General features: G+C 49.8%; 1 protein-coding gene, 2 tRNA genes and 3 rRNA genes. All 6 read right to left on the bottom strand.

The annotated features are described in order from the left end of the window. Positions 1–275: 275 nt before the first annotated feature. The 6 genes from HMPREF2560_RS00030 to HMPREF2560_RS00005 all read right to left on the bottom strand — a co-directional run bounded on the left by HMPREF2560_RS00030 (position 276) and on the right by HMPREF2560_RS00005 (position 6,108). On the bottom strand, positions 276–563 hold the full coding sequence (locus HMPREF2560_RS00030) for a ComEA family DNA-binding protein (RefSeq protein WP_070607414.1): 288 nt from the start codon (positions 561–563) through the stop codon (positions 276–278). A gap of 295 nt (positions 564–858) precedes the next feature. Beyond that, a 5S ribosomal RNA gene (gene rrf / locus HMPREF2560_RS00025) occupies positions 859–972 on the bottom strand. 95 nt (positions 973–1,067) lie between these two features. Then, positions 1,068–3,956 (bottom strand): 23S ribosomal RNA (locus tag HMPREF2560_RS00020). 348 nt (positions 3,957–4,304) lie between these two features. Further along, a tRNA-Ala gene (locus HMPREF2560_RS00015) sits at positions 4,305–4,380 on the bottom strand. Between the two features lie 5 nt (positions 4,381–4,385). Beyond that, positions 4,386–4,462 (bottom strand) — tRNA-Ile (locus tag HMPREF2560_RS00010). A 105-nt stretch (positions 4,463–4,567) separates the two neighbouring features. Next, positions 4,568–6,108: ribosomal RNA gene (locus HMPREF2560_RS00005) — 16S ribosomal RNA — on the bottom strand. The 16S, 23S and 5S rRNA genes sit together here with 2 tRNA genes alongside, the layout of an rRNA operon. Positions 6,109–6,391: the final 283 nt, after the last annotated feature.

The raw sequence follows: 6,391 nt of genomic DNA, 5'->3' as shown, positions 1-6,391 counted from the left end.
CAGCATCACCACCAACAGCTGTATCAAAGAGTAGCCCCTCTGTACAGTTGCCCTATTCCGTTTTCCGTCAAATGCATTTGAGTACATATCTTTATTCCCTTTATCTTTTATATCCCTATCCGACAGGAGGGGACTTATCCGTTTATCCCTTCACCCAATGTAAAGTCTCTATTGGCCCAAGTCTTCATTGCCACCCCCATACAAAGCCGCCCGTCATCCCGAACCGGCAAACGGTTAGGCATCAGGGCGGCATACGGCACAATCGTCCGTCAGACTTATTTTTTCACGGCAGGCTGGGCGGCCTTAGGCGCGACAGAAGAAACCGTCGCCTCCGCCTTCAACTTGTTCAGCACCGCATCACCGATGCCCTTCACGTTTTTCAGCTCCTCCACCGATTTGAACGCACCGTTCTTCTGACGGTATTCCACAATCGATTTCGCCTTAGCCGGGCCGATACCCGGCAAAGCCTCCAGTTCGGCAGAAGACGCGGTATTGATGTTCACGGCAGCGAAAGAGAATGCTGCACAAACAGCGGCAAATGCACCAAATAAAAATTTCTTCATCAGGGTTTTCCTATAACGTGTTAGATTGAATAAACCGGGCCGTCTGCAGGACGGTTTTACTTCCCAGCAGACACTGCCACACAACAGTAGAACACGGCCCTATTCCATATAAATGCATACGACATAATAACGCAAATGCCGTTCGATTTCAAACATTCCAAACGGTTAACCGTAACTTTAGGTCCTTTTGTTCAAGAATAACAACAGGGTAATCATAATCTCCCTATCGCCAAACCGACAGAAACGACAGGCATGTAAAAAGCCCCCGACATCAGTCGGGGGCTTTGGAATGGGTGTTTGGCGGTGACCTACTTTCACATGGAAGAACCACACTATCATCGGCGCTGAGTCGTTTCACGGTCCTGTTCGGGATGGGAAGGCGTGGGACCAACTCGCTATGGCCGCCAAACTTAAACTGTTACAAATCGGTAAAGCCTTAATCAATTATTTGGTGATGACTGAATCAGTCAGTAAGCTTTTATCTTTTGAAGTTCTTCAAATGATAGAGTCAAGCCTCACGAGCAATTAGTATGGGTTAGCTTCACGCGTTACCGCGCTTCCACACCCCACCTATCAACGTCCTGGTCTCGAACGACTCTTTAGTGTGGTTAAACCACAAGGGAAGTCTCATCTTCAGGCGAGTTTCGCGCTTAGATGCTTTCAGCGCTTATCTCTTCCGAACTTAGCTACCCGGCTATGCAACTGGCGTTACAACCGGTACACCAGAGGTTCGTCCACTCCGGTCCTCTCGTACTAGGAGCAGCCCCCGTCAAACTTCCAACGCCCACTGCAGATAGGGACCAAACTGTCTCACGACGTTTTAAACCCAGCTCACGTACCACTTTAAATGGCGAACAGCCATACCCTTGGGACCGACTACAGCCCCAGGATGTGATGAGCCGACATCGAGGTGCCAAACTCCGCCGTCGATATGAACTCTTGGGCGGAATCAGCCTGTTATCCCCGGAGTACCTTTTATCCGTTGAGCGATGGCCCTTCCATACAGAACCACCGGATCACTATGTCCTGCTTTCGCACCTGCTCGACTTGTCGGTCTCGCAGTTAAGCTACCTTTTGCCATTGCACTATCAGTCCGATTTCCGACCGGACCTAGGTAACCTTCGAACTCCTCCGTTACTCTTTGGGAGGAGACCGCCCCAGTCAAACTGCCTACCATGCACGGTCCCCGACCCGGATTACGGGTCTGGGTTAGAACCTCAAAGACACCAGGGTGGTATTTCAAGGACGGCTCCACAGAGACTGGCGTCTCTGCTTCAAAGCCTCCCACCTATCCTACACAAGTGACTTCAAAGTCCAATGCAAAGCTACAGTAAAGGTTCACGGGGTCTTTCCGTCTAGCAGCGGGTAGATTGCATCTTCACAACCACTTCAACTTCGCTGAGTCTCAGGAGGAGACAGTGTGGCCATCGTTACGCCATTCGTGCGGGTCGGAACTTACCCGACAAGGAATTTCGCTACCTTAGGACCGTTATAGTTACGGCCGCCGTTTACTGGGGCTTCGATCCGATGCTTGCACATCTTCAATTAACCTTCCAGCACCGGGCAGGCGTCACACCCTATACGTCCACTTTCGTGTTAGCAGAGTGCTGTGTTTTTAATAAACAGTCGCAGCCACCTATTCTCTGCGACCCTCCAGGGCTTACGGAGCAAGTCCTTAACCTTAGAGGGCATACCTTCTCCCGAAGTTACGGTATCAATTTGCCGAGTTCCTTCTCCCGAGTTCTCTCAAGCGCCTTAGAATTCTCATCCTGCCCACCTGTGTCGGTTTGCGGTACGGTTCAATTCAAACTGAAGCTTAGTGGCTTTTCCTGGAAGCGTGGTATCGGTTACTTCATGTCCGTAGACACTCGTCATCACTTCTCGGTGTTAAGAAGACCCGGATTTGCCTAAGTCTTCCACCTACCGGCTTAAACAAGCTATTCCAACAGCTTGCTAACCTAACCTTCTCCGTCCCCACATCGCATTTGAATCAAGTACAGGAATATTAACCTGTTTCCCATCGACTACGCATTTCTGCCTCGCCTTAGGGGCCGACTCACCCTACGCCGATGAACGTTGCGTAGGAAACCTTGGGCTTTCGGCGAGCGGGCTTTTCACCCGCTTTATCGCTACTCATGTCAACATTCGCACTTCTGATACCTCCAGCACACTTTACAATGCACCTTCATCAGCCTACAGAACGCTCCCCTACCATGCCAGTAAACTGGCATCCGCAGCTTCGGTTATAGATTTGAGCCCCGTTACATCTTCCGCGCAGGACGACTCGACCAGTGAGCTATTACGCTTTCTTTAAATGATGGCTGCTTCTAAGCCAACATCCTGGCTGTCTGGGCCTTCCCACTTCGTTTACCACTTAATCTATCATTTGGGACCTTAGCTGGCGGTCTGGGTTGTTTCCCTCTTGACAACGGACGTTAGCACCCGCTGTCTGTCTCCCGAGGAACCACTTGATGGTATTCTTAGTTTGCCATGGGTTGGTAAGTTGCAATAACCCCCTAGCCATAACAGTGCTTTACCCCCATCAGTGTCTTGCTCGAGGCACTACCTAAATAGTTTTCGGGGAGAACCAGCTATCTCCGAGTTTGTTTAGCCTTTCACCCCTATCCACAGCTCATCCCCGCATTTTGCAACATGCGTGGGTTCGGTCCTCCAGTACCTGTTACGGCACCTTCAACCTGGCCATGGATAGATCACTCGGTTTCGGGTCTACACCCAGCAACTGTTCGCCCTATTAAGACTCGGTTTCCCTACGCCTCCCCTATTCGGTTAAGCTCGCTACTGAATGTAAGTCGTTGACCCATTATACAAAAGGTACGCAGTCACACCACAAGGGTGCTCCCACTGTTTGTATGCATCAGGTTTCAGGTTCTATTTCACTCCCCTCCCGGGGTTCTTTTCGCCTTTCCCTCACGGTACTGGTTCACTATCGGTCGATGATGAGTATTTAGCCTTGGAGGATGGTCCCCCCATATTCAGACAGGATTTCACGTGTCCCGCCCTACTTTTCGTACGCTTAGTACCACTGTTGAGATTTCGAATACGGGACTATCACCCACTATGGTCAAGCTTCCCAGCTTGTTCTTCTATCTCGACAGTTATCACGTACAGGCTTCTCCGCGTTCGCTCGCCACTACTTGCGGAATCTCGGTTGATTTCTTTTCCTCCGGGTACTTAGATGGTTCAGTTCTCCGGGTTCGCTTCGCTTATCCTATGTATTCAGATAAGGATACCTCCTAAGAGGTGGGTTTCCCCATTCGGACATCGCGGGATCATAGCTTTATTGCCAGCTCCTCCACGCTTTTCGCAGGCTTACACGTCCTTCGTCGCCTATCATCGCCAAGGCATCCACCTGATGCACTTATTCACTTGACTCTATCATTTCAAGAACCTCTTTGACTTCGTTTACCTACCCGTTGACTAGGGAAGCAAACTTGAAATTCCTACTTTGATAAAGCTTACTGCTTTGTTGTGTCTTAACCCTGCCTTTTGTGTTTCAGGATTAAGTCGATACAATCATCACCCAAATACTGTGTTTGTTTTCTTTTCTCTTGCGAGAGATTTTTTATCCTTTGCAAAGAACAAAAAATCAAAACAAACTCATTGTCTTTGTTTGTTGATTTCGGCTTTCCAATTTGTTAAAGATCGATGCGTCGATATTTCACTTCGCAAATCAAAATAAGCTGCTAAGCATAGCAGGCTTCCTTTGATTTGTAAAGTTCTTGGTGGAGGCAAACGGGATCGAACCGATGACCCCCTGCTTGCAAAGCAGGTGCTCTACCAACTGAGCTATGCCCCCGTTCTTGGTGGGTCTGGGAGGACTTGAACCTCCGACCCCACGCTTATCAAGCGTGTGCTCTAACCAGCTGAGCTACAAACCCGGATTCTCTTCTTAAGCGAATCTTGTCTTCACTCAAGCTTTTCTCTTCCGCATCTTTTACAGTTTACCGATAAGTGTGAATACATCAGACCTCTTCTTTCTCTAGAAAGGAGGTGATCCAGCCGCAGGTTCCCCTACGGCTACCTTGTTACGACTTCACCCCAGTCATGAAGCATACCGTGGTAAGCGGGCTCCTTGCGGTTACCCTACCTACTTCTGGTATCCCCCACTCCCATGGTGTGACGGGCGGTGTGTACAAGACCCGGGAACGTATTCACCGCAGTATGCTGACCTGCGATTACTAGCGATTCCGACTTCATGCACTCGAGTTGCAGAGTGCAATCCGGACTACGATCGGTTTTGTGAGATTGGCTCCACCTCGCGGCTTGGCTACCCTCTGTACCGACCATTGTATGACGTGTGAAGCCCTGGTCATAAGGGCCATGAGGACTTGACGTCATCCCCACCTTCCTCCGGCTTGTCACCGGCAGTCTCATTAGAGTGCCCAACTTAATGATGGCAACTAATGACAAGGGTTGCGCTCGTTGCGGGACTTAACCCAACATCTCACGACACGAGCTGACGACAGCCATGCAGCACCTGTGTTACGGCTCCCGAAGGCACTCCTCCCTCTCTGGAGGATTCCGTACATGTCAAGACCAGGTAAGGTTCTTCGCGTTGCATCGAATTAATCCACATCATCCACCGCTTGTGCGGGTCCCCGTCAATTCCTTTGAGTTTTAATCTTGCGACCGTACTCCCCAGGCGGTCAATTTCACGCGTTAGCTACGCTACTAAGCAATCAAGTTGCCCAACAGCTAATTGACATCGTTTAGGGCGTGGACTACCAGGGTATCTAATCCTGTTTGCTACCCACGCTTTCGAGCATGAACGTCAGTGTTATCCCAGGAGGCTGCCTTCGCCATCGGTATTCCTCCACATCTCTACGCATTTCACTGCTACACGTGGAATTCTACCTCCCTCTGACACACTCTAGTCACCCAGTTCAGAACGCAGTTCCCAGGTTGAGCCCGGGGATTTCACATCCTGCTTAAGTAACCGTCTGCGCTCGCTTTACGCCCAGTAATTCCGATTAACGCTCGCACCCTACGTATTACCGCGGCTGCTGGCACGTAGTTAGCCGGTGCTTATTCTTCAGGTACCGTCATCAGCTGTCGATATTAGCAACAGCCTTTTCTTCCCTGACAAAAGTCCTTTACAACCCGAAGGCCTTCTTCAGACACGCGGCATGGCTGGATCAGGCTTGCGCCCATTGTCCAAAATTCCCCACTGCTGCCTCCCGTAGGAGTCTGGGCCGTGTCTCAGTCCCAGTGTGGCGGATCATCCTCTCAGACCCGCTACTGATCGTCGCCTTGGTAGGCCTTTACCCCACCAACTAGCTAATCAGATATCGGCCGCTCGAATAACGCAAGGCCCGAAGGTCCCCTGCTTTCCTCCTCAGAGAATATGCGGTATTAGCTAATCTTTCGATTAGTTATCCCCCATTACTCGGTACGTTCCGATATGTTACTCACCCGTTCGCCACTCGCCACCCAAGAAGCAAGCTTCTCTGTGCTGCCGTCCGACTTGCATGTGTAAAGCATGCCGCCAGCGTTCAATCTGAGCCAGGATCAAACTCTTATGTTCAATCTCTAACTTATAACTTCTGGTCTGCTTCAAAGAAACCGACAGGACAATGTCTAAAACATCATCTTGTCTGTCTTTCAAACAGTGTGAGGCCTAATGCACTCACACTTATCGGTAATCTGTTTTTTAAAGAGCGAATCGAATTATACAGTACATTTAGCAAATGTCAACTAAAATTATCGAAAATTTTAACTAACTGTGTTATACTGTCTGCTTCGTTTTCTTCACCGCGTCAGCAGCGAAGAACCGAACTATACGCCCCCAAACAAAACCAGTCAACACC

The sequence above is a fragment of the Neisseria sp. HMSC078H04 genome (genome assembly GCF_001838135.1).
Lineage (GTDB): Bacteria > Pseudomonadota > Gammaproteobacteria > Burkholderiales > Neisseriaceae > Neisseria.
The sequence above is the reverse complement of the archived record's forward strand: the minus strand, read 5'-3'. Positions and strand labels throughout refer to the sequence as shown.